This window comes from Pantoea sp. GbtcB22 (assembly GCF_019091025.1).
In the GTDB taxonomy this organism is placed as follows: domain Bacteria; phylum Pseudomonadota; class Gammaproteobacteria; order Enterobacterales; family Enterobacteriaceae; genus Pantoea; species Pantoea leporis.
On the sequence record NZ_JAGXKB010000002.1, the window covers coordinates 1 to 25,015 of the forward strand.

At 50.9% G+C, this 25,015-nt stretch carries 13 protein-coding genes; 8 read left to right on the plus strand and 5 right to left on the minus strand.

Annotated elements, in window-relative coordinates; translation table 11 throughout:
• The 4 genes from KVT28_RS07970 to KVT28_RS07985 form a co-directional block, all read left to right on the plus strand.
• The coding region (locus KVT28_RS07970; RefSeq protein ID WP_254633484.1) for an Ig-like domain-containing protein at positions 1–1,853 on the plus strand (1,853 nt) is incomplete at its 5' end.
• A gap of 187 nt (positions 1,854–2,040) precedes the next feature.
• Positions 2,041–5,823, plus strand: a complete 3,783-nt coding sequence (locus tag KVT28_RS07975) for an Ig-like domain-containing protein (protein ID WP_217547601.1) — start codon at positions 2,041–2,043, stop codon at positions 5,821–5,823.
• A gap of 178 nt (positions 5,824–6,001) precedes the next feature.
• Positions 6,002–6,226 (plus strand): hypothetical protein, encoded by a 225-nt coding sequence (locus tag KVT28_RS07980; RefSeq protein ID WP_146001280.1) that lies wholly within the window; start codon positions 6,002–6,004, stop codon positions 6,224–6,226.
• 142 nt (positions 6,227–6,368) lie between these two features.
• Positions 6,369–7,631 carry a hypothetical protein gene (locus KVT28_RS07985; protein ID WP_217547603.1) on the plus strand — a complete coding sequence of 421 codons (1,263 nt, stop codon included), beginning with the start codon at positions 6,369–6,371 and terminating at the stop codon, positions 7,629–7,631.
• A 39-nt stretch (positions 7,632–7,670) separates the two neighbouring features.
• On the opposite strand, the gene KVT28_RS07990 is transcribed toward KVT28_RS07985, so the two are convergent.
• Entirely contained in the window at positions 7,671–8,372 is a 702-nt protein-coding gene (locus KVT28_RS07990; protein WP_101761044.1) for a response regulator transcription factor, read from the minus strand.
• Positions 8,373–8,697: 325 nt separating this feature from the next.
• Here KVT28_RS07990 and KVT28_RS07995 point away from each other — a divergent pair, with 325 nt between their 5' ends.
• Positions 8,698–12,246 (plus strand): transporter substrate-binding domain-containing protein, encoded by a 3,549-nt coding sequence (locus KVT28_RS07995; RefSeq protein WP_217547606.1) that lies wholly within the window; start codon positions 8,698–8,700, stop codon positions 12,244–12,246.
• 120 nt (positions 12,247–12,366) lie between these two features.
• A complete protein-coding gene (locus KVT28_RS08000; RefSeq protein ID WP_101761046.1) occupies positions 12,367–12,990 on the plus strand; it encodes a response regulator transcription factor in 624 nt (207 codons plus the stop codon).
• 69 nt (positions 12,991–13,059) lie between these two features.
• On the opposite strand, the gene KVT28_RS08005 is transcribed toward KVT28_RS08000, so the two are convergent.
• Both KVT28_RS08005 and KVT28_RS08010 read right to left on the minus strand, forming a co-directional pair.
• Complete coding sequence (locus KVT28_RS08005) at positions 13,060–16,641, minus strand: transporter substrate-binding domain-containing protein (protein ID WP_254633485.1); 3,582 nt, start codon at positions 16,639–16,641, stop codon at positions 13,060–13,062.
• Entirely contained in the window at positions 16,634–17,269 is a 636-nt protein-coding gene (locus tag KVT28_RS08010; RefSeq protein WP_101761047.1) for a response regulator transcription factor, read from the minus strand. The genes KVT28_RS08005 and KVT28_RS08010 overlap by 8 nt, the downstream gene beginning before the upstream one ends.
• 137 nt (positions 17,270–17,406) lie before the next feature.
• On the opposite strand from KVT28_RS08010, the gene KVT28_RS08015 reads away from it, so the two are divergent.
• Entirely contained in the window at positions 17,407–21,645 is a 4,239-nt protein-coding gene (locus KVT28_RS08015) for an Ig-like domain-containing protein (RefSeq protein WP_217547608.1), read from the plus strand.
• A gap of 225 nt (positions 21,646–21,870) precedes the next feature.
• Here KVT28_RS08015 and KVT28_RS08020 read toward each other — a convergent pair whose 3' ends face one another.
• Positions 21,871–22,596 carry a pirin family protein gene (locus KVT28_RS08020; protein ID WP_101761049.1) on the minus strand — a complete coding sequence of 242 codons (726 nt, stop codon included), beginning with the start codon at positions 22,594–22,596 and terminating at the stop codon, positions 21,871–21,873.
• Between the two features lie 123 nt (positions 22,597–22,719).
• Between KVT28_RS08020 and KVT28_RS08025 the strand changes: the two genes are divergently transcribed.
• Positions 22,720–23,595, plus strand: coding sequence for a LysR family transcriptional regulator (locus tag KVT28_RS08025; protein ID WP_101761050.1), 876 nt, complete (start codon positions 22,720–22,722; stop codon positions 23,593–23,595).
• 103 nt (positions 23,596–23,698) lie between these two features.
• Here the strand turns inward: KVT28_RS08025 and KVT28_RS08030 are convergent, their stop codons facing one another.
• On the minus strand, positions 23,699–24,931 hold the full coding sequence (locus KVT28_RS08030; RefSeq protein ID WP_101761051.1) for an MFS transporter: 1,233 nt from the start codon (positions 24,929–24,931) through the stop codon (positions 23,699–23,701).
• Between the last annotated feature and the right edge of the window lie 84 nt (positions 24,932–25,015).

Below are 25,015 nucleotides of genomic sequence, written 5' to 3' on the forward strand. Positions count from 1 at the left end.
ATTCCGGTGCCGATGAGTTTGACGAAGGCTCGCATACGCTGAGCGTGCAGGCCGTCGATCCGGCGGGCAACATTTCCTTGCTGTCCGACACCTTCACCATCACCGTCGATACCCTGATTACGCAGCCGGTGATTGCGACCGTTACCGACGCGGTAAGCGGCGGCACGGTCGGCGCCATTGCCAACGACGGCACCGGCCTCACCAACGATGCACGTCCGCTGCTTAATGGCACGGCGGAAAAAGGCAGCCTGATCACCATTTATGACGGTATCAACGCCATCGGCAGCGTCTACGCCGATGCCGCTACCGGTGCGTGGAGCTGGCAGTTCACCGGTACCGATAAGTTCACCGAAGGCATGCATACGCTGACCGTGCAGGCCGTCGATCCGGCGGGCAACACCTCAGTGCTGTCTGAAAGCTTCGTCATCACCGTGGATACGCAGATTGCCAAGCCGGTGCTGGCCACCGTCATCGATTCGGTAACCGGCGGCACGGTCGGCCCGATTATTAATGACGGCACCGGCCTGACTAACGATGCGCGTCCGCTGCTCAGCGGCAGCGCTGAGAAAGGCAGTCTGGTCACGATTTACGACGGCACGACGGCGGTGGGCAGCGTTTATGCCGACATCACCACAGGCGTGTGGAGCTGGCAGTATTCCGGTGCCGATAAGTTTGACGAAGGCGCGCATACGCTGACCGTGCAGGCCATCGACCCGGCGGGTAACATCGCCACCGGCACCGATACATTCGCGCTGAATGTCGATAGCCAAGCTGATGCTGCCAAAAATGTTACGCTGGAAGGCCCAGTTCCCACACTAAGCGGCCCAGATGGCAGTGTAGAAGCCCATGCGGTGGTGCTCATCATGGATGGCACCACTCAAATTGGCTCTGCGCAGGCGGATGAAAATGGCAAGTGGACATGGAAATCTGACTCGGCGCCCGTTAGTGGCGATCGCACTTTCAGCGTAGTGGTTCAGGATGCAGCCGGAAATCTGAGCGAGAACAACCCAAGCTTTGGTCTGAAAACCAACGTCACCGACTTTACTAATGATGATATGGATGGCTGGGTATTAAGGGATCACGCAACGAATACTAAATTCAGTGTTCCAGGCCAGCTTTCGATTGATACACCGACAACCTTAGTGGATCAAAGCGGTGACTTCTTATGGAAGGACATTATTGTTAAAGCGGGAGAAACTTATCACTTTAGCTTCGATGTATATAATGCCCTGAACTTAGCCAACGGTATTCTGGGTGTCAATTTCAACGGGGATAATGTAATTCCTCCTACGTCGCTCGACACCATCGGGCAGTGGATTACGCTGTCCGGTTCATGGACTGCAACCGCGGATGGTTCGGTGCGTATTACCATGTTTAATAATCAGTCCGAAAACTGGGGCAATGATTTCAGTCTGGATAATCTGATTCTTTCTCATGAATATACCCCCGCGGCGAACCCAGTATTCATTTACGATCAGGGATCATTAAGCATCAACCTCGATGAGCAGCATCTCGATTTTTCTCAGCTAAGTATTGATACTGATGAGATCAATCATGTGGAGCTGGAAGGACACGGCAATAATACCCTCGCCCTGTCGCTGGGTGACGTTCATTCATTGGGAGGCGACGACCTGTTCCTCAACGACGGTATGACGCAGATGATGATCACCGGTAATGCTGGCGACGTGGTGAACCTTTCTGACCTGCTGCCGGATGGCTCGGACGTGGGCGACTGGAACAACGCAGGCGACATCATCGTGGGCGGCGTGACCTATCAGGTTTATCAGCACTCCGGTCTGGATGCCGACCTGCTGGTGCAGCAGAACGTCACGGTTAACCTCGATAACCACTGATAGTTAAATCCTGCTCAACCCCCTCAAAACCCGCCTTCTGGCGGGTTTTTTTGCCCTGTACTTTTCATCCCAGACCCGGCCTGGCTTTTTTTCCTCAGCTTTTTCGCACAATTCACTTCAGTTACGGCGTGGGAATTTTCCCCGCCCTCTCAGTGCATTTTATTTTCTTACTTTATTGAGGTCAGTTATGAGTACACCTATCAACGTCATCATCGTGGAAGGCAAAAACATCACCGGCAGCGCAGAGCTTGCGCAGGCCGCTAACGGCGCACCGGTGCGCATGAAAGCCGTCAAAGGCGCTAAATTCCTCTTCACCAGCGGCAAAGACGGCGCGGTGAACGAGCACATCATCGTCAAGCGCACGGGTAAAAACCTGCAGGTGTTTCTCGATAACAACGACGACCAGCCCGCGCTGATTATTGAAGATTACTACGGCAATCAGGCTGAACTCGCCGGCATGGGCAGCGACGGCCAGTACCACACCTTCATTACCGAAGGCACCGACTCGCAGGCCTTTATGATGCTGGAAGACGGCGCGGCCACCCCGCTGCTGATGAGCAGCAGCGCCACCGATGGCCTCAGCGGCCTGAGCCTGGCAAGCGCAGCCGCGGGCGGCATGTCCATGGGCTGGATGATTGCCGGCGCCATCGGCGGACTGCTGGCGCTTGGCGGCGTGGCTGCCGCAGCGGGCGGCGGCGGTGGCGGTAAAGGCGGTGACGATAACCCGCCTGAGCCTGCCCCTGCTCCCGCGCCGGTTGATATGAACAGCTTCACCCTCACCGACGGCGTCGGCAGCGTCGGCGGACCGGTCAGCGCCGGCGGCACCACCGACGACGCGCGCCCGGTCATGGCCGGCTGCGGCACGCCCGGCAACGTCGTGCGCATCTATGACAACGGCCAGCTGATTGGCAGCACCGTTATCGACGACAGCGGCCGCTGGCAGTGGCAGCCGGAAAGCAACCTCGCCGCCGGTCAGCACGACCTCAGTTTCTCTGAAGTGAACCATGACGGCGTCGAAGGCGAGCGCTCACCGGGCTTTGGATTTGAGCTTGACCTCACCGCCCCGGCGCGCGTCTCTGATTTGGTTATCGCCGACGGCGTAGGCGCCTCGCAGGGCGCCATTGCCGCCGGCGATACCATCAATGACCGCAGCCCGATCTTCTCCGGCAAGGCCGAGGCCGGCGCCACCGTGGAAATCCGCGACAACGGCGAGCTGATCGGCAGCGCGCTGGTCGGCGCCGACGGCAGCTGGAGCTTCACCCCTTCCCCGGCGCTGGCCAACGGCGAGCACAACTTCACCGTTATCGTGGTCGACCCGGCTGGTAACGCCGGCCTGCCGGTGGGTCTCGGCCCGGTGATCATCGACGACACGCTGGTTGACGTGCCAGCCTTCGGCGAACTCACCGACGGCAACGGCAACCCGTTGCAGCCCGGCGGCGCCTACAACACCAACCCGATGCACATGGGCGGCAACGGCAATCCCGGCGACATCGTCACCATCATCCGCAACGGCCAGCCCGCCGGCTCCGCGGTGGTCGGTGACAACGGCGAGTGGCAGTTTGAGCTGGTGATCCCCGAAACCGACCAGGGCGAGCAGGTTATTGGCCTGATTGTGACCGCGCCGTCAGGCGAAGAGCTGGGCCGCTCCGAAGACTTCAGCTTTGAATTTGACACCACGCCGCCGGCCACGCCGTCAATGGATGACGTCAGCGTCACCGACGGCAGCGGCAACCCGCTCACCGCCGACGACGTGACCAACGTCAGCGATCTGGTGTTCAGTGGCAGCGCGGAAGAAGGCGATCTGGTTAAGCTGTATGACGGCGACAAACTGATTGGTTCTGCGCTGGTGGGTGCGGATGGCAGTTGGTCGATCCCGGTCTCCGATCTGGAGGGTGGCAGCCACGACTTCCGCACCGAGATCACCGATCCGGCGGGCAACGTCAGCGAAAAATCCGACGGCTTTGGCCTCGAAGTGGACTTTACGCCGCCGGCGCAGACATCGGCTGACGTGACCGACGCGGCGGGCAATCCGGTCGCCAGCGGCAGCGCGGTGAACGGTGACCTGACCTTCCGCGGCACCGGCGAGCCGGGCGACACCGTTTACCTGCGGGACGGCGGCAATCTGGTGGGTACCGCAGTCATCGACGCCAGCGGCAACTGGAGCCTGGTGGCGAACATGACCGAAGAGCGCGACTACGCGTTCCAGACCGAAGTAAAAGATCCGGCGGGCAACAGCAGCGGCCTGTCTGAAGCAATTGAATTCAACTTTGATATCACTAAACCGACTACGCCTATCGCGCCTGGAGTCGGCCTGCAGGATGGTAGCGCCATCACCGATCCCGCTATCAATCAGTCGGATATCCGCCTGAATGGGCAGACCGAAGCGCACGCCACCGTCATCATTTATGACGGCAGCACGCCAATTGGCAGCGTGACGGCGGACGAAAACGGCGCATGGTCATTTGACTATACCCTGACGCAGGAGCGGGAATACACCTTCCGCAGCGAGGCAGTAGACAGCGCCGGCAACGTTAGCGACCGCTCAGACAGCACCACCATCAGTTATGATGTGACGCCACCGGATACAGTCAGCATCATCGGCGTTGAAAAAAATAACGGCGATGCCATCAGTGACGGCGGCTACAGCAACGACAAAAATCCGCTGTTCCGTGGAACTGGCGCGCACGGCGACCTCGTTTATCTGGTCGATGACATCAGCGGTCAGACATTGGGATCGGCGCTGGTGGATGAGAACGGCAACTGGAGTATTACACCTGATGCAGCGCTGGATGACGGGGCACTGACGCTGCGAATTGATGTTAAAGATCCGGCGGGCAATACCGCCACCGGCACCGATACATTCGCGCTGAATGTCGATAGCCAAGCTCCTGATGCTGCCAAAAATATTACGCTGGAAGGCCCAGTACCCACACTAAGCGGCCCAGATGGCAGTGTAGAAGCCCATGCGGTGGTGCTCATCATGGATGGCACCACTCAAATTGGCTCTGCGCAGGCGGATGAAAATGGCAAGTGGACATGGAAATCTGACTCGGCGCCCGTTAGCGGCGATCGCACTTTCAGCGTGGTGGTTCAGGATGCAGCCGGAAATCTGAGCGAGAACAACCCAAGCTTTGGTCTGGAAACCAACGTCACCGACTTTACTAATGATGATATGGATGGCTGGGTATTAAGGGATCACGCAACGAATACTAAATTCAAGGTTCCAGGCCAGCTTTTGATTGATACACCGACAACCTTAGTGGATCAAAGCGGTGACTTCTTATGGAAGGACATTATTGTTAAGGCGGGAGAAACTTATCACTTCAGCTTCGATGTATATAATGCCCAGAACTTAGCCAACGGTATTCTGGGTGTCAATTTCAACGGGGATAATGTAATTCCTCCTACGTCGCTCGACACCATCGGGCAGTGGATTACGCTGTCCGGTTCATGGACTGCAACCGTGGATGGTTCGGTGCGTATTACCATGTTTAATAATCAGTCCGAAAACTGGGGCAATGATTTCAGTCTGGATAATCTGGTTCTTTCTCATGAATACACCCCCGCGGCGGACCCCGTATTCATTTACGATCAGGGATCATTAAGCATCAACCTCGATGAGCAGCATCTCGATTTTTCTCAGCTAAGTGTTGATGCTGATGAGATCAATCATGTGGCTCTGGAAGGACACGGCAATAATACCCTGACCCTGTCGCTGGGTGACGTTCTTTCATTGGGAGGCGACGACCTGTTCCTCAACGACGGTGCTTCACAGATGATGATTACCGGCGACGCTGGCGACGTGGTGAACCTCTCTGACCTGTTGCCGGATGGCACCGATACCGGCAACTGGAACATCGCGGGCGACGTTATCGTGGGCGGCGTGACCTATCAGGTGTATCAGCATTCCGGTCTGGATGCCGACCTGCTGGTGCAGCAGAACGTTACGGTTAACCTCGATAATCACTAATGATTTCATTCTGCTGATAATTGCCAAACCCGCCTTCATGGCGGGTTTTTTTCGCCTTGAATTTAATTGATAACATAATCGCTCTAACAATTCATCCGAGACCTGGCTTGTCGTGGTAGTGCGGTATTATGGGCAAAATACACAGACTTTTCCCACTTTAATTAATTCGGAGAATCCCATGTTCTGCTGCCCTACTGCTTATGACCATTCTGCTGCCGCCCGCAAAGAGAAGTTTTTGTCTTCGGTATTGTTTATTCGATTGAAGGCGGATTCACATCTGGATACCCGCGCCTGTCTTCATCTTCCTTACGCTAAAGCGCCGAGTGACAGTCTGGTCGCGATGCCTGATAGCGATGAAGCGCCTTTTATGTTGGGTCAACTGCCCCCTATTTTTTGGATGTAAAGTTCATTTTTTCTGGCTTAGCGTTCAAAAACCAAGACCCAACCAAGACCTGGCCTGACGGCTAACATGCTTATTTTTAGTACAATTTACAATGATTGCAGGTGTCCATTGCGCCTGTTTTATTCGTTTGTGAGGCTAAAAAATGGCACAAAACATTCAACACTCTCAGCGCTCAGCATTGCCCTCGGAACGCGAGGCAGAAGAGGAGCTAATTGCATTACATTCCGATAACGAAAGTTCGCTCGACGAGCTTGAATTTAGAGAGCGTCATGGTGAACATTACACGCTTCGTCACCATCTTAGTGGCTGCGCGCAAACTTTATACACCGTCGATTTCGCTCAAGATTTTCAATCAACCGCTGTGGAATCTTACCAGCCCTTACTCATCCCGGAAGGTGAAGGTGTCACGATGACACTGAATGCTGGCTTAAACGCGCCCGTTGTTGAACCTGTTACTGCCGCGTTGCAGCCAACATCAGCAGAGGCATCAATTACGCCAATCGAAGGGCATTCCATCGTTGCTGAATCCCCGACAATACAGCTCAACGCTGCGCATGCGGAAACGGACGTTATGACTCAAACCCCTTCGCCCCTTTCAAACGGGAATGCAGCAACAATGACTTTACCTGAAGTCTCCTCCAGTCAAACCGTCGCTGAAAGTAACGCCCCCACTCCTACACTTATCACCGATTTTAATGATGGCACGTTAGGCGGCTGGAGCCTGGGCGGCGGTTTAAGTGTTGATCAAGTATTGGAAGAGGGTCAGTTGCACTTCTCTGCTGATTATCTGGCTAACGGTCAAGCGGTGTTATCGCAATCAATGGCGCTGGTTGCCGACCAAAGCTATCAATTTCAGATGTCAGTTCACAACGCCGATGGCTCCCAGCCTTCGGAATTTATGTTGAACGTTAACGGCGAGTCGCATCCCATGGAAGTTGTACACATGGGTGACAATTACATTCTGCGTGTTGCGTTTGTGGCTCCTCATGTCGGTAACGCAAGCATGTCGATCGTGCCAATGGGTGATACGAAAAGTGCCGCTGATGTCTGGCTGGATGACGTGATAGTCATGCCGGTTGCGCCACAAGTTGGCTTGCCGATAGAGATGAGTTTAATGCTGGCAGAGCCGACCTTTGATTTCGCCCAACTCGAGAGTGAGCCATCGCCACCAACTGCTCCAGCCATCCACCCTATTGCGTTATCGATGATACTGCAGAATGTCGAGCCATCATTGTTCGCTGAGATAGAGCACGCTGTGATGCCAACTTCTGAATCTGTGTTATTAAATGCAGAAGCGGTGATGGATGTTTCACATAACATGGAAGCAAATTCATCAGATATGCCGATGATTTTCGCTGAGACAGCACAGATTGAGCCACTGCAATTGGGTCCAGACTTTACTTAAAAAAAAGCCTGTCTAAGACAGGCCTTTTTATCTGAAATATTAGCGGAATAAATCATCGCGATATTTAAACAATTCCAAATCTGAACTAAGTCCTAATTTTTTCATGCCGGTTTGCTTATGGCCGCTAATGGTTTTACGACTGCGTTTTAGCTTGGCCGCAATTTCGATGATTTCCATACCATCCAGATAACAGCGAATCACTTCGGCTTCACGCTGGGTCAAAAGTTTACTGAGTTCAGCAATCGGCGCAGCCTCTCCAGTTGGCTCAGATCCATCGAATAGGCTTTCATCGCGTTTGCGTGTTGGCACCATGGAGAGCGCAATCGCGACGTCTGAGGGCATATAGCGCTGACCGCTTGACACCATTCGAATAGCACTGAAATAAGCTGGGGCATCTTCACGTTTACCGATATAGCCTTTAATACCGGCTAAAAAGGCGGCGCGAATCACCGCAATACTTTCAATAGACGAGGAGAGCAATATTTTCAGTTCAGGGTAGTGCGCACGTAGCTGTTTTATCAAAGATAAACCGTCAAGCTCGTCTGGATTGAGAATGTAATCCAGAATCAGCACATCAACGCTGTTGTTACGGAGAAATGCTTGAAGATCACGACTGTGACCAAAACTGCCTACCACTTCCATATCTGCTTCAGAGGCAGTCACAACTTCCAGCGAGCGGCGGGTAATAGGATGGTCATCAAGCAGTGCAATACGAATCTTCTTTGTATTAAAAAGTGACATAGTTTGCCTCTGAACAGGTCAGCACGACATGGCGTGCGGTTAATTTGATGAGTTCAGTCTGACGTCGTAGCAAGACAATTCCTACCAGCCAGGTCTTGGATGGACTAAAAGTGAGAAAACTCAGCTAACCAGGACACTGCCTGGCGCACTGTTTATCTTAGTCAGAAATAATGCTTAGGCTGAAAAAATGTGAAGTAAAACTTTACTGCACCAGGAATCATCTGATCAGATATTTACCACTATGCTGTAAAAATATTGTTGTTACCATGGCAATTTGCTCATCTATTTTGATGAGATGTTAAACCTCTAGAATCAGGATAATGTTTTGAATAAGCGCGTAAGAACTATTCACGTTGTCACGTTTATCGCTTCTTTTATGTTCAGTGGATGGTTATACGCTGCGGAACTGCTGCTGCATCCGCGTATTCAGGTGAATACACCGCATGTCACCCTCAGCGAGGATGTACAAGCATGGCTAAAAGATAACGCGCAAATTGATGTCGGTGTTTGGGGCCCCTCTCATCCCCCCATTGGCGATGGCATGAACTATGGGCTGTATCAGGGCATCGCAGCTGATTACCTTGCCATGCTGGAAAATAGCCTCCAGGTTAAATTTGTCCTGCACTATTATCAAGACAGCAATGACGCGATGGCAGCACTGGGCCGCCATGATATTGATATGGTCGCGATGTGGAACCCGACGCGCTGGCCAAGCTCTGCCGCCAAAGCGTCCGCGCCATGGTTGCTCGATAAGTCGGTAGTCATCACACGCGATAACGATGATGCAACCACCTCATCTCTTGAAAATTTATCCTTGGGTGTCATTCCTGACGGTATGAATGCCGTCCAGTTGCGCGAAAACTATTCAGGCAGCCTGCTGCGCTATTTCAAAGATTTTGATCAAGCCATGAATGCGGTTTCCTATGGACAAATCCATTCACTTTGGCTGAATAAAAACACTGCCGACTACCTCATGCGCTATCAGCACATGACGGGACTCAAAATTACCCCCAGTACCGCCCTGCGCAATCTAAATTTAAGTTTTGGCGTGGACCGACAGCTCCCGCTGTTGCTATCAGCCATTGATAGCACCTTGCAACAGATGCCATTAGTGTCACGCATGCGTATTGCTACCGGTTGGGGGTTGAATCGCGAGGCGGTCATTACGCGCAACCCGCTGGGCCTTACCGTACAAGAAGAGCGTTGGCTGCACACCGACAAACGCATTCAAGTCATTATTGATAGCCGCCGGCCACCCATCAGCTTCCTAAAAAATGGTGTGCCTGCTGGTTTAATTGTCGACATGCTTGATACCCTGACACAACGCTACGGCCTTAATTTCAGGTTATTAGTTGCCGATGACAAAAATTCGATTATGTCATTGCAGCAATCGTATCCCGATGCGCTTCAGGCCAATAACTGGTTGTTAGCAGGATTAGCAGAACCTGAAGAGAATGCAGCATTGCGATCAACCTTAATGACCTCGCCAATGGTGGTGGTGATGCAGCAATCAAATGGCCGACCCGATTCCTTTGATAATCTCAAAGGCGAAAGAATAGCCATTAATCGCGACAATCCATTGGTATCCTGGCTGCAAACCTGGTATCCCTCGATTGAATTATCGCTCACTGATGACTTATATCAGGCGACAGAGTTGTTACGCAGCAACCGGGTACGGGGATTTATCGCGCCGCAAATCGTTGCGCGCTACCTGGTTGATTCCGAGGGTGACAATGAATGGCAGATTGCGATATCGGTACCGATCTCAACAGCGCACCTTGTGATTAATGCCGATCACTCGCCCTCTATTCCTCTACAGATTATTAATAAAGCCCTGGCTGATTTGCCGCCAGAAAATGTGATTGAGCTTACAACCTCATGGCATCAACGTAATAACTCCCTTGTACCGGGCGTAAGTGATAGGCAACTCGGCTTAACTCTGGTTTCTGGCAGCGTCGCGGCACTTACTTTATTAATTAGCACTCTGTGGATACGCCGCTTACGCGCCGCGCTTAAACGTGGAAAGCAAGCTAAGGAAGCTTTAACTGATCAATACAATTTCACTCGCGCGCTAATCGACAATGCGCCCGTGGCCCTGTATGTGCGTGATACAGAAGGCCGACTGATGGATTGCAACCAGCACTGGAGTGACACTGTCAAACTTGACGGTCAGCAACACAAAGGGATACGCATCACCGAAATTAGCAGCATGGATGCGGAAACCGCTGTAAAACTTGAAAAGCAATATCAGCAAGCACTGAAAAAAGGTGAGCCGCAACTGTGGTCTGGACCTTTTCTCTTCGATAATGAACAGCATTATCTTGAAGGGTGGACGGTGCCATGGCGCGATAATCGCGGTGAAATTGGCGGTTTAGTCGGCGGCTGGCTGGATGTTACAGAGAAAGAGGCACTGATTGCCGGTTTAAAACAGGTTAAAGAGGATTTGGAGCAGGCTAATCGCAGTAAAGCGGCATTTATGCAAACCATGGGTCATGAAGTTCGAACCCCATTGAATGCCATGATCGGCTTACTTGAATTTGAAATACAGAATCAGCAGCAGGGTGAACCAACGGGTGAAAACTTACCGCTAATCTGGGAGTCAGCGGTAAATTTATTGTCTTTGATAGGTGATGTCTTTGATATTTTCCGCGCGGATAATCTGACTCTGCGAGGTATGGTGCGTAGCGTGAATCTGCCGCAGCTTATTGAGAGCACAGTGGCTTTATATCGTCAGCAGTTGGAAGAAAAAGGACTCACGCTGGAGGTAGAGACAGCACTCAATACACCGCGCTTTGAAGCTGATTCCCTGTTAATTATTCGTATTTTCTCAAGCCTTTTACGTAATGCCATTAAGCATAGTCAGGGAAGAATCATCTCCGTTGCGGTGTATCAGGGACGCCAGGATGACGATGAAAACGTTCCTCTGGTGATTGAAGTCTCCAATGAAGGAGAAATCAATGCCGACGATCAGCGGGTTGCAGAGCCAGAACATGTAAAAACGGGCTGGCAAGAAACGGGTATGAATTTGTCAGCTTGCCAGGTAATGGCAAGTGCAAACGGTGCAGAATTGAGTATTGAAAGCGATGCTGATGAAGGTACAACCATCAGCTTTTATTTTAACGCCAAACCCTCTTTGGATAGTCGCCCGACCACGCAATCGCAAGCGGCGAGAGTATTGAACATCTTGATTGTCGACGATTATCCGCCAGGTCGTCGCGCATTGCAGCAGCAACTCGAAGGCTGGGGACATCATACTTTGCAAGCTAACAACGGCGAACAAGCGCTGGAATTATGGCAGCAGCAAGGCGCAACGCTGGATCTCATCATTACTGACTGCACTATGCCCGTCATTGATGGCTTTAGTCTTACAAGATTGATACGTGAAGAAGAGCAACGCCTTGAAATGCCTGCTTTGCCCATCTTTGGCCTTACCGCTATGACGGGTTTTGAAATTACCACGCGATGCCTGTCTGCCGGCATGAATGAATGTCTGATAAAACCGCTCTCTCCTGCCGCCTTACTAACGGTACTGCAACGCTATTTCAGCGAGCTCAATCCGATAAACGTTACAGCGCAGAAATCAATAACAGATGACCCTGAAACATTGCGCGAGATGATGCAGATAAATGTTGAGGATGAAGCGCAATTGCGCGATGCGCTAGCAGCACAAGATTTTGTGCTCGTGGGACGTGTAGCGCACCGCCTCAAAGGCGCAGCAACATTACTTCATGATGATGAATTTTACTCTTCTTGCGAGGCCGTGGAAAAAGCCTGTGGGCAGCATCTCACGGCAGAGGTAATTGAATCCCTTGCGGAAACACTTTTCAAGGAACTCGAACGAACAAAAGCAATACTGACCAGGAAGTTAGAATAAAAGGTTTCCAGGACTGTTTCTGCATTATATTGAAAAATTTCAACCGACCCAGGAAGGGTCCTGTATTTATTATCACTGGAATATGTTTGGCTATTAGAGAGCCAACATGAGGACAAGGCTATGACCAAAAAAATTGTTATCTATGATAACAATCCGGTATTGATCGCCGGACTTAAACATTTATTAACTCAACAAAATTTTGAGGTGGTAGGTGGCACAACTGACCCAGATGAACTGATTCGCGCGATTTTATTATTAAGTCCGGATTTTGTCATCATGGATCCGTCATTAATGAAAGAGGAGTATCTGACCAAGCTGTGTAAAGTAAAAAGCCTTTTAAAAGGTATCCAGATTGTTATCTTTGCCAGCTCCGAGAGTGTGTATCATATTCTTCGCGGACATCGTCTAATCTGGATGGCCTATCTCAGTAAAAGTCAGCCTCTGGATGAACTGTTTGATATCTTGCGCAAGCCGCCACAGCACCGCTCGCTGCTAATTGATATTCAGCATGAGAGGTCAAACGACCATTTCACATCCCAGGCTGCGTCACTGTTACGCAGCCTGACTGGACGTGAAATGCAGGTGTTACGTGAAATTGGTGCAGGTAAAACGAATAAAACCATCGCGAACGAGATGAGTCTCAGTAATAAAACCATCAGTACATACAAGCGTAATATCATGGATAAATTTAAGACTAATGATGTCCGAGAAATTATGGATATTGCACGCCGCCATGGTTTTTAAATAACAGGGCGGCGGCATCAATAAAGTGATTATTGCCAGGGAAATGCCTGTTCCGCTCTGCTAACATTTTTATTTTTCCGAAGCCACGTTAGCAAGCCAACTTTCAATCTGCTGTTGAAGTTGTTGCCATTTTTTGTAGCAAGCTGGAACATCCAGAGGAATCGCGAGACAGGCAGTCTCAACTTGCTGACAGGCTTCTGCTAATTTCGATTCACGCATAATCCGTACACTTCCCATGACGCGATGGGAAAGGTCAGCGAGTAAAACCCAATTCTGATGCGCAACAGCTTCCGTCATTGAAATATAATCTTCTCGCAGGCTGGTTTCTAAGCGGTGCATGAGCTCCTGCTGTAATACGTTATCCTGTGAGGTTAATGTGGATAGATTGATTTGGTCTGCAGCGACGTTAAGTTTTCCACGTTTATTTAACGCATCAGACAAACTATTAATAGTGCAAGGCTTGAACAAGCAACCATTCATGCCTGAAGCCAGGCAGCGCTCAATAATTTCATGCATCGCGTTTGCGGTGAAGCCAAGTATCCATACAGGCTGCATTCCTTTGATTCGCTCATTTTCACGTATAAATTGTGTGAACTGATAGCCATTCATGCGCGGCATATTACAATCAGTAATAATGACATCAAAGGTTTGTTGTCGCCATAATTCAATCGCCTCCTCACCCCCCTCGGCAATATGAGCATGGTGACCTAACCAGGCGAGTTGTTTAGCTAATAACATACGGTTTGCAGCGTTATCATCAACCACCAGTACACTAAGCTGCTTACTATTTTCTTCAGTACTATCCGTATTGGTTGCAAACTTTTCCGGAACCGTATCAATGGCTTCTGCAATCGTTAACACGATTTCCGCTCGAACACGTGTTCCCTGATATTGCACACTGTATAAAGTTAAATCACCGCCCATCACCTTACATAAATTACGGCTGATAAATAGACCGAGACCGGTACCTGCGCGGCGATTATCTGCCTGTGAAAATGGCTGGAATAACTTAGCCTGCTGACTTTCGTCAATGCCAATACCGCTGTCTGTAACATCAATGGTATAACATATAGTTTTGCCATCCTCCCGAATTTCCTGGCGAAGATCTAAAGTCACACCACCGGTGTCGGTAAATTTAATCGCATTACCCAACACATTAGACAACACTTGTTTAATACGTAGCGGATCCCCCATCACATCGGGAATCGCTTCAGAAGGGAAGTTTTTATGCAGAAGAATATTCTTATCGATGGCCAATCCGTTAAAAATAACTAACAACTGATTGATTAGCATCCCGAGATTAATTCGCTGCGGACGGAATTCTAATTCTCCTCCTTCCACTCGTGACAGATCTAAAATATCCCCTATCAATCCTACCAGCCCTTCGGCTGACTGCTGTGCAACTTCAAGCGCTTGAAGATCCTGCTGACCTTGACGACCTTTTTTGATCGCCATATCCAGCATGCCAATAATCGCATTCATCGGTGTGCGAATTTCATGGCTCATGGTTGAAAGGAAAGTAGATTTGGCGCGATTCGAGGCTTCAGCGCGGTCGGAAGCTTCAGATAGTTGTTGTAACAGCGTGGCCCGTTCTGACACATCCCATAAGCCTCCAACCACACCAATCACTTTTCCGGCCCCATCACGCCATGGGAGCATCCAGATATTAGCAGTAATCTTTTTCTGCTCATTGTCATGCTGATCTACAATAGAAACTTCTATATCCTCAATATACGGTAATGATGAAGCGATAACTTCGTCAGCCTTCTGTTGAAAAAATTCTGCCTGCTCATAAGTGATATTTCTTGGATGATCGGTCAGTAGCGTTCCTTTGATATCGTTAAAAGGAACGTTAACCAGAGAAAGATAATACTGATTGCAATAGGTTAAGCGGCCTTGTAAATCACGCAGACTGATGGGGAAAGGAACATCATTTAGCAATTTTTCAAGCATCTGCGCCTGAGCGGCGGCCAGCGAAGCACTCTTTCGCAGCCATATGCTTCGTATAACGACGAAGAGAAGAATGACTAAAAGCGATGAAGTAAGGGTAATCAGCAAGATGCGATTGCGCCCCCAGAAATCATCTACTATTAATAAATTATTAGGCCGCCAACGGTTGGCCATTATTGAAAGCTCCTCAGGCGGCAGACTTATCAATACTTTATTGAGAATGCTTTTTAGTTCCGGCTTATCCTTCCCTAAAGCAAATGACACAAACGCAGCACCAGAGCCAATCACGTTGACTACTTTCAAACGTTCTCGATAGCCAAGGCTAATTTTATAATCCGAGGTTATTAATAAGCCTACAATAGCGTCAACGCTATTATTCGCTGCGCTACTGAACATCTTCTCATCGTTATCGAAGATCACTAATTTAATTTCAGGATAGTTTTCACTTATAAAGTTTATTAACGCCGCCCCCTTAAGTATCCCAAGTTTTTTCCCGCGCAAATCAGAAATATTTTTAACTTCATTATTTTTCTTATTAGTTATAAGAGAAAAAGCCGTACGAATGTAGGGGTAAGTGAACAGCATCTGACCAGCACGTTCGTTACTGGGTGTCATAGCAGCCACCATATCATCATCGTGAGAATGAATTCGTTTTTCCAACTCACCCAATGTAGATACGGCTTTGAAATTAAATTTCAGGCCAGTCTTGATGGTAACGATATTTAAAACGTCGGTAGCAATTCCGCGCAGCGTACCATCACTATCAATAAAAGCTACTGGTGCCAAATTATCCCTTCCATAAAGGAGAACACTCACATTAGGATTATGGCTGATCCAATTTCTTTCCTCTTTAGTTAAGTCCAGTGGCTGATTGATTCGTCTCAACTCGTTAGACATCCACGCTTCTTGCATTTCCTGTTTTTTTTCAACTGGAACAGCATTCAAAGCAGAGTTAATGAGTTCTGCTAGCGGGGAGGATTTATTAAGAGAAAAACTTGTGTTGCGCGGAGGCAGAAGAGAAAATCGTTCAATGCGTAAATTATTAATGAAATTACGACTCACCAAAAAACTCGGCCCCAGATAAACTTGCGTATCCCCAAACGCTACAGCACTGAGTGCTTGCTGGTAATTATCATAAATTTTGAAAATGGCCTTAGGATATATTTTTTTCAGTTCATTAAGTGGCCAGTAGCCTGCAGCGACAGCTACTGAAAAATTATCAAGATCGGCAGGCAATCCAGCCTTCATTCCATTGCTGACTGCCAGAATGGGATATTCGATATTATAAGGTTCACTAAATACTATTCCTGGAGAATTATACTGCGCGGTGCTGTTAGGAATAACGTCGATTTCATTATTTCTGAGCGCACGTAATCGTTCTTCCGCTTTTTGAAAAATGACTAATTGAACCTCCAACCCCAGTTTCTTACCTATGATGCTGATATAGTCCGCATTCAATCCTTCGTAATTATCAGGCAATGTAATGAGGCTATAAGGAGGCGAGTCATAAGCAAAAACGCCCATTCTCAGTACCTTTTTTTGCTGAAGCCACTGACGCTGATCAGGCGTCAACGCCAATGGCTTGATATCGTTCAAGGACGTATGCGTCAGCAAGTTAAGATGGTCCATCTGCTCTGAAAAGACGGAGACAGGCACCATCAAGAGCAAACTTAGCAGTATTGAGCAGAGACGTTTATTCAATCAGTTGATTCCTACGGGCAAAGTCAATTAAGTCAATAATGGAACGCGCATTGAGTTTCATTTTCAAGCGATGTTTATACGTGCTAATGGTTTTCTCACTCAGCGCCAACCTGATACTGATTTCCTTGTTACTCAAGCCGCTGACCAAGCCCGTTAAAACGCTCATTTCCCGATCGGAAAGTTGCGCAATTACCATGCTGTCCTGCGCCGGAGTGCGTTCATTATCCGTCCAGTTTTCCATGTAACCCGGTTGCGGATAGTAAGTATAGCCGCGTCCCACCACATTGATCGCCTCAATTAAACCTGAAAGCTCTTCAGTTTTAGTAATGAAGCCGTTCGCCCCCGCTTTTTGACAACGCTGAGCAAAGTGCGGTGATGCCTGAGACGTTAACACTAAAATCTTTGGTGAATGCGTCTGATTGCGTAAATGTTCAATCACCTGGAAACCGTCAATTTTAGGCAAACCGATATCCAGTAAAACAATATCCGGGCGTAACTCTCGCGTTAAGCGCAACGCATCGGCACCATTCTCGGTCTCGGCTAGCACCGTATTGCCGCTTTGTTCAACCAGCATCCGCACCGCGTAACGGATTACCGGATGATCGTCGACCAATAGAATTTTAAGCATATTGCCTCTATGTAATAATCAGTATGTGCAAACAAGGCATGAACAATACCTTTTTTTATGCTTTCGCTTGAGTGAAAAAACTCAAATACAGCGCTATACAAACAATCCAAGACCGGGCCGGATATTAAGACCTTTTTATGTCTAATAATCGTTCCTTATTTAACGCTCTTCGACGGATTGATCCAAGACGCGGCCTGGCGTTGTCCAATCCCATATTTATTAATCTTACCGTCAGTATTTTCTGTCAGTCCCGATTAACTTATTTATGGAATATCCTGGTGAAGACTACGTCGCAAAACTCAACCGCTTGCCCAACCTGGGCACGCCATATGATTTATCTACAAATAGCCGTACAGGCCGGAATGGCACTCACACCTTTTTACGCCGTGACGGTTAATGCCGCATCAAAGCAGCCTGCTGAAGAACATATGCTTAGCGGCACTGCACAACACGCCAGTGTCTTCGGCCAGGCTGTGCAGTCGGGTAGCCTTAATGGTTATGCCGTCCAACAAACTACTGGCATGGCTTCGCAGGAATTGCAGCAGTGGTTAAACAATTTCGGCACCGCACGCGTTGAGTTCGGTACCGATAGTCACTTTAGACCGCGAGCTGGCGCAGTAGATTTATTACTGCCACTATACAAAACTCCTGAGCGCTTATTATTCACACAAAACGGTGTGCGCAACGTTGATGGGCAAATCACTGGCAACTTTGGCCTCGGCCAGCGCCATTTCATTGGTGACTGGATGATTGGCTATAACGCCTTTTATGATCAGAATTTCAGCCGGGATCATAAGCGTCTGGGAAGTGGTGTTGAAGCGTGGCGTGACTACCTTAAACTGTCTGGTAATGGCTATTACCGCCTCAGCGATTGGCGCAACTCAGGTGATGTGGAAGATTACGATGCGCGTCCGGCCAACGGCTTTGATTTACGTGCTGAAGCCTGGCTTCCCGCCTACGCTGCTATCGGTGGCCGCCTGATGTATGAAAAATACTACGGCAACGAGGTTGCGCTATACGGTAAAGACAAGCGCCAAAAAAACCCTGATGCAATTACTGCTGGCCTGAGTTACACGCCCGTCCCACTACTCTCCTTCACCGCCGACCATAAACGCGGTGGTAGCCAGAATGATACTCGTTTTGGTCTGCAGCTTACTTATCAGCTCGGTCAATCGCTGGCGAGCCACTTCGACACCTCAGCTGTAAATATGAAACGTACGCTGGCAGGCAGCGGGATGGATCTGGTTGAGCGTAACAACAACATTGTGCTCGAATACCGCAAACAGCAACTGATTGATCTGGTGCTGCCGAAAGAGATTAGCGGCCAAAGCGGCAAAACCGTGCCCGTGAATTATCAACTCACGAGTAAATACGCCCTGGCGAAAATCGTCTGGAATGACGCATCTATTGTGGCTGCCGGTGGCAAAATGCAGGACCTCAGTGGCGGAAAGTATCAGTTGATGCTGCCGAAATACAGCGCGGGTGCAATAAACAGCTGGCCGCTGAGTGGTGTGGCTTATGATGCACGCAATAATGCCTCTAAAGTCGCCGCAACCATGGTTACCGTAACCCGTCCTCAGGTAAGCGCTGAAAAAAGTGTCGTCGCCGCTTCGCCTGAAACCATTCTGGCCGATGGTACAACAACCTCAATTGTCAGCTTTACACTGAATGACGAAACCGGCACTCCTGTTACCGGGATGGCAGCGGACATTGCCGTGACGTTGAAAGAGGAACAGGCCAACACTCCGCTGTTGAAAGCAAAAGCCAAATCTAAAGCGGTAACGGCAAAATCGGCCTCAATCAGTGATGTCACTGAACAGGCCAATGGTGTTTACACCGTAACGCTAACCTCAGGTACACGCCCGATGCTGGCAGTTTTAACCGCGACACTGGGTGAAATCGCTCTGCATTCCGTCGCAGTGAATCAGATCAGCGACGCCGCTTCCGCACAGGTTAAAGAGGGTGATTTAAAACTGATTGCTGACAACGCCGTGGCGAATGCCAGCGCGATTAACAGCGCTCAGGCTCGCGTGACGGATGCCACGGGTAACCCGGTGGCCGGCGTGGCAGTGACATTTGCCTTGAGCGGCTCCGCACAAGTTGCGCCAGGCAGCAGCCTGGCCGCTGTTAGCGATCAAAACGGTTACGTTACGGTGCAGTTCATCAGCAAAGTTGCGGAAACCGTTAGTGTGACCGCAAACACGGCGAACAATGGCAGTGCCAAAGTTAACGCAACATTTATAGCCGATAAGAATACCGCAACCCTGGCCGAAAACGACCTGACAGTTGACCGCATCAGTGCAGTCGCTGATGGCAGCGATAAAGTGACCTTTATAGCCGTGATTAAAGATGCCAATGGCAACCTTGTCTCCGATGTACGCGTTGACTGGTCGGCTAACGGCGGCAGCTTGTCCGGTAGCAGCAGTGTTAGCGGCACAGACGGTAAAGCGACCATTACGCTGTCGAGCACCGCTGCGCAGATGGTGCAGACTTCTGCAACACCAGAAGGCCGTGCATCAGTGAGCGCACCCGTCGTCAGTTTTGGTGCTGACGCTGCTAGTGGTGGCATTGGTCAGAACGATCTCACTGTGAATAAAGCTAGCGCTACCGCGAATGGTACAGATGGCATTATTTACACCGCCATGGTGAAGGACGCCAACGGCAATCCATTGGCTGGCCAGACGGTTAACTGGCTGACCAGCGTCGGCAATCTGAACGCAGCGTCCAGCATCACCGATGCTAACGGTCAGGCCACGATTATTCTGACATCGTTACAGGCAGCGGCGGCACAGGTTACCGCCAGCCTTACTGGCAAACCCGCTGTAAATGCACCGCAGGTTAGCTTTATTGCCGATGCCGCGAGCGCACAGATTGGCAGCGGCGACCTGACTGTGGACAAGAGCAGCATCGTCGGCAACAACGCAGATGCGGCAACCTTCACCGCCATCGTCAAAGACGCCAACGGCAACCCGTTAGCGGGCCAGAACGTCAGCTGGAGCACCGATCGCGGTAGCCTCAATGCAGCAAGCAGCACCACCAACGCTAGCGGCGCGGCGACCATTCGACTGACCGGCACAACCGCGGGCATCGCCCAGGTTAAAGCGCAAGTGAACGGCAACGCGGCGGTTAATGCTCCGCAGGTAACCGTCACCGCCGACAGCAGCAGCGCACAAATTGGCAGCGGCGACCTGACAGCAGATAAAACTACGGCGTTAGCGAACGGCACTGAAGCGGTGACTTACACAGCACAGGTTAGAGATGCAAGCGGCAATCCGGTATCTGGCATTACGGTGAGCTGGGGCAAAAACCTCGGCAACCTAAGCGCCCCGACCAGCAACACCGGCGCAGACGGTAAAGCGACCATTACGCTAACTTCACCAACAGCAGGCAGCGCTACCGTGACCGCAACACCCGGCAGCGGCAGCACAGCCTCCGCCTCAGCGGTCAGCTTTACGGCTGACGGTAGCACCGCTGTCATCAGCAGTGGCGATCTGAGCGTGGATAAAACCACGGTGGTAGCCAACAATATCGACATGGCGACCTATACCGCACTGGTGAAAGACGCCAACGGCAACCTTGTGGCGAATCACAGCGTGAGCTGGAGCACCACTAAAGGCACCTTAAGCAGTGCCAGCGCGTTGACCGGACCGGATGGTAAAGCAACTATTGAATTGCGCCACACTGTCGCCGAGCTAGCTACAGTGACAGCAACAGTGAATGCTGTTGCTACTAACGCGAATCCAGTTACGTTTGTTGCGGACGCAGCGACGGCCAGAGTGGCTGCCATCGATTCTGTAAAAGAACAGATTGTAGGTAATAACGAAGATTCTACCGAGTTGCGTGTAACGATTCGTGATGCTCACGGAAATCCAATCAACAGTACGAGTGTTACATGGGGTGCAGTCAATGGCATGCTCAGTGGAAGCAACTCAATGACGGATGACAATGGTATCGCCAATATTACACTCCAACCTGTATTACTTAATGCTCCTGCAGCGCAAACAGCTGTGATTACTGCAACGATTAATGGAACATCGCTTAACAAAAACATTGCAATAATGAATGTTTATTCTTTGAATGGTCGAATGTATTGGACCCAAAATAGTTTTGCGCTGACTAACGTTGAGTCTACAGCAATTGCTGCTTGTTCATTACGCGGAGGTACCGTTGCCAATCGCACAGATATTGAATCGTTTTTGAGCAACGGCGGTGATTTCAAAAGATTTTCAGGTTCTTCTTCACCTACCGTCGAATTTTCAAATATCCGTTACTCTCTCGGCGGAGAATGGAACTACAGCGCTGACTTAAGCGGTGTAAATACTGGACCTACAGGACCGAGAATGGAGCCCGGGGTATCATACGTATGTATAAAATGATGATATAGTCATGGTTATAAAGGAGCCTTAAAGGCTCCTTTTTTTTAATAACCTATTTCTAAAACATGTTGTTAAAATTACTTCCTTATCCAATCAAATGACTTCCTGCTTACGTTTGCGCCATTTCGAGGGAGAAACATCACACGTCTTCGGTAGCATCAGCGTAAAGTTCCCCCGCCATCACCAGCGCGATAGATCGCACTGCTCTTTACGGCATTTTAATCATTAACGCTGTGGATGATTCACTTCCAGCGGACGCAGATCAAACACCAGCACTTCCGCATCATCACCGTTAGCAAACTGCAGCGCGCTTTCGTTGCGAACGCGTGCACCGTCGCCCTCTTTGAACTTCACGCCGTTCACTTCGATGCTGCCGCGAGCCACGTGAATATAGGCGTAACGATCGGCATCCAACGCGAAGGTTTGCTGCTCGACACCGTCGAACAGTCCGGCATAAACGCGAATATCCTGACGCACGCTGAGTGAACCGTTATCCCCTGCCGGCGAAATAATCAGGCGCAGCTGACCGCGTTTGTCACGTTCCGCCACTGAAATCTGCTGATAACCGGGAGGCGAATTACGCTCGCCAGGCACGATCCAGATCTGCAGGAAGTGCACGTTGTCCGTTTTCGAGTGGTTAAACTCGCTGTGCGTGACGCCGCTGCCGGCGCTCATTAGCTGCACATCACCCGGCACAATCACCGAACCGGTGCCCATGGAATCTTTATGCTCCAGCGCGCCTTCCAGCACGTAGGAGATGATCTCCATGTTGTTGTGCGGATGCGCACCAAAACCGCGACCCGGTGCAACGCGGTCATCATTGATCACCAGCAAATCTGAGAAGCCGGTTTGTTTTGGATCCCAGTAACTGGCAAAAGAGAACGTATGATGCGAGTTCAACCAACCGTGGTCACCCACTCCGCGTTGTTCTGACAGGCGTTGTTCAATCATGGTCTGCTCCTCAAATTTGCTGTTGGGGGGCGATTGCCCTTCCCGTTGCAAACAAGTATACGTAAACTGATTTGCCTAACAATGCGTCAAAATGACAATGACTGTCACCGATAAGTGGACAATATGCAGATTGAAGATCTCCGTATTTATGTAGCCGTCATCAAAGCCGGCAACTTCACCGCTGCCGCCGAACAGCTGATGCTGTCGAAGCAGTATGTCAGCCGCCGCATCGCCGCGCTGGAGGAATCGCTTGGCGCGCGGCTGCTGAATCGCAACACGCGGAAGTTGTCGGTAACCGATAACGGCCAGCTGTTTGCGCAGCACGCGCAGCGCATTCTTGATGATGTGCAGGAAGCCGAGCTGGCGGTATCGGGGCGTCGTCAGGTGCTGCAGGGCAGCTTCCGCCTGAGCGTGCCGATGTCGTTTGGTATCAGCCATTTGTCGCCGTTTATTGCCGAGTTTCTCAGCCAGCATTCGGGTTTGCAGTTTCAGGTTGAACTGGCGGATCGGCATGTCGATATGGTGGGTGAAGGATTTGATATGGCGATTCGCATCGGTACGCTGCCAGATTCGAGTTTGATCGCCAGGCGACTGGGCGAGTTTCGCCGCGTGATCTGCGGCAGCCCTTCCTACCTGCAGGGCGCAGGCGCACCGCGAACGCCGGAGGAGCTGAGCGAACATTTGTGTCTGCGCTACGGGCGCGAAAGCCAGACCGGCTGGGAACTGTTTAACGGCGACCAGCGCAAAGTGATTAGTGTGCATGGGCCGATGGTGAGTAATAACGGGGAAATGCTGCGCGACGCAGCAGTGGCCGGATTGGGTCTGATTATGCTGCCAGAGTTTATTGTGGCACCAGCGCTGGCGAGCGGTGAGCTGGTGAAGGTGCTGGAAGAGTGGCAGCCGACCTCGCTCCATCTCAATGCGCTCTATCCGCAGCACCGTCAGCGCAGTGAGATCAATCGGGTGTTTATGACATTTTTGCAGCAGAAGTTGGCGTAATAATTAATTACCCTTGCGGCGCGATCTATTGCGCATATTAAGGGCGGCAATGTGCCCAGCCCGGCAATACGTAATATATCGCGCCGCTACGGTAGGTAGGGTGTTAATGACTTTCGTGCGCGAAGGTAATCGATTTACGGCGCGCATCGCGCATCGCCACCGCGTGGATCAGCAGACCCAACACCGCCAGAATCGCGCCCACCCAACCGGTGGATTGCCATCCCAGACCAGCGGAAATGGTCACGCCGCCCAGCCATGCACCGAGCGCGTTAGCGAGGTTAAACGCCGAATGGTTCATTGCCGCCGCCATGGTTTGTGCATCACCGGCAACATCCATCAAACGGATCTGCAACACCGCCGCCAGCGCCACCATGGTGCCCACCAGCATGACGTTGATGGCACCTGCCAGCGCATAATGCGCGGCAAATACGAAGGCGCTGAGCACCAAAAATGACCAGATCAGCAAAATGCGGATGGTCTTTTCAATGCCGCGATCGGCCAGACGACCGCCAGCGATGTTACCGATGATCATGCCTAAACCAAATAACGCCAGCACCGCCGGGATCCAGCTCACCGGCATCTGCGCCAGTTCGGTCATGGTCGGCTTCACGTAGCTAAACACCGAAAACAAACCGCCGCTGCCCACCGCGCCAATCGCCAGCGTCAGCAGTACCTGTTTGCGCGTCAGCGCCGACAATTCGCGCAGCGGGCTGGCATTTTTGTCGCCCGCTACGTTTGGCACCCACAGCCAGATCAGCAGCAAGGTCACCAGCGCCAGACCGCCGACAATGGCAAAGGCATCGCGCCAGCCAAACCATTGGCCGATAGCGGTGACGGCGGGCACGCCGAGTAAGTTGGCGATGGTCAGGCCGAACAGCACCATCGAGACCGCTTGCGCGCGTTTGCGCCGTTCAACCAAACCGGCTGCGACCAGCGCCGCCACGCCGAAGAAGGTGCCATGTGGGAAACCGGCGAGGAAACGCGCCAGCAGCATCGAGTAGTATCCCGGCGCTATGGCGCTCAGCAGGTTGCCGGCGGCAAACAGGCCCATTAGCGTCATCAGGAAATTACGACGTGAAGCGCGCGCGCCCAGCACCGCCAGCAGCGGCGCACCAATCACCACGCCCAGCGCATAGATGCTGATGAGATGCCCGGCCGAGGGGATCGATACGTTGAGACCTTTGGCTGCATCAGGCAGCAGTCCCATAATGACGAATTCGCCGGTACCAATGGCAAAGCCGCCGGTGCCGAGCGCGAACAAAGCTTTTAGCACGCTCTGACGCGGCAGCGATGCCTCATCCGGCAGCTGAGTAAGTTGGGGTTGTACTGATGACATGAGTTTTCCGAACCGCAAGTGAAGAACTCAGTCAGGATCGTGATTGCCTGAAACAATCATCGTCAGGACTGAGCAGAGTGAGCG